The organism is Vreelandella nigrificans, assembly GCF_002374315.1.
Lineage (GTDB): Bacteria > Pseudomonadota > Gammaproteobacteria > Pseudomonadales > Halomonadaceae > Vreelandella > Vreelandella nigrificans.
This window is the reverse complement of the sequence record NZ_NWUX01000059.1, coordinates 1-1,451: the sequence shown is the minus strand read 5'-3', so window position 1 is coordinate 1,451 and position 1,451 is coordinate 1. Positions and strand designations below refer to the sequence as shown.

Annotated in this window: 1 protein-coding gene; it reads right to left on the bottom strand. The window is 49.8% G+C overall.

Annotated features, from left to right (window positions below; translation table 11 throughout):
* Nucleotides 1–35 precede the first annotated feature (35 nt).
* A protein-coding gene (locus CPA45_RS22440; protein ID WP_422822059.1) for an IS3 family transposase occupies nucleotides 36–1,399 on the bottom strand; the annotation gives its coding sequence in 2 pieces (ribosomal slippage) (nucleotides 36–916 and nucleotides 916–1,399; 1,365 coding nt in all).
* Between the last annotated feature and the right edge of the window lie 52 nt (nucleotides 1,400–1,451).

Below are 1,451 nucleotides of genomic sequence, written 5' to 3'. Positions count from 1 at the left end.
TGAACTGACCCCCAATTATTGGACAGTTAGCTCTATCAGTTGACTGCCATTTCCTGAGTCCGGTATTCCACAGGGCTCAGGCCCTGTAATTTCTGCTTAAGCCGATGGTGATTGTAGTAGTGAATATAATTGGCGATGCCCTTCTGCAACTGGTCAAGGTTATCGAACTGGTTGAGATAGAAGTACTCAGCTTTCAACGTACCGAAGAAGCTTTCTATCGCTGCGTTATCCAGACAGTTCCCTTTCCTCGACATGCTTCGAAGTATTCGCTTTTCCACCACTAACTTTCGATAGTTGGCATGGCGGTAATGCCACCCTTGATCCGAGTGCAACACCACTCGATCCCCTGATGTCAGCCTGTTAAAGGCTTTCTTCAGCATTCCCTTTACCAGAGCAAAGACCGGCCGTGGGCCCGTCTGAAAGGCAATGATTTCTCCGTTGTACAGATCCATAACCGGTGACAGGTAAAGTTTTTGGTCATTGACTTTAAACTCTGTAATGTCGGTCACCCAGCGCTGATTGGGGCGCTCGGCTTGAAATCGGCGCTTCAGCGTATTGGGAGCAGAATACCCTGTCCCTCCTTGATAGGCGCGATACTTCTTTGGTCTAACCAAAGACTTCAACCCCAGTTGTTGCATGAGCTTCTGAACGGTCTTGTGGTTGATGGTTTCCCCATCCCGTCTCAAGGCCAGAGTAATGCGGCGATAGCCGTAACGCCCTTTATGATGATCGTAAAGCCTCTGGATACGCTGCCTCACACCTCCATATCGGTCTCCTGCTGCCAAGCGCTTAACCTGATAATAGAACGTGCTACGAGCCATCTGAGCGGTACGCAGTAATCTGTTTAACGCATGGTGATGCCTCAACCCCTGGATTACTTGCGCTTTTTGCGCCGGGCTGATGTCTGTTCCTGGATCAAGGCATCGAGCTTTTTTAAGTACGCATTTTCCGCGCGCAGGTCAGCAAGCTCATCAAGCAGTTCTTCTCGAGATCGATCATCGGTCTTCTTTTGATCCGGGGGCGATGAAGGCGTTTTGACCATCAGAGATTGTCCTTTACAGGTAGGGGTAAAAGCCGTTGCTCCTTCACGATGATACTGCTGCATCCACTGGCTAATAACCCCCTGTCGACGGATATCAAATAACGCTTCTGTTTGGCGCATGGATAGGCCATCGCGCCACATCCTTTCCAGCACGTCGAGCTTGAAGGTTGCACTATACGTCGTATAAGGCTTCTGGCACAGACCGCTAGAACCGCTGTGCCGATATCGTGAAACCCACTTTCTAACCATGGAAGGGTTCAAACCATGCTGCCGGGCAATCCCTTTAACGCTGTCGTCACCACGTAAGAAAGCTTGCACGATCTGAAGCTTAAAGCGTTCAGTATATTTATTTCTCACCCGAGTGCCTCGAAGGTTGGAGTAAAGTGTCCAACTTTCGGGGGGCAGTTCA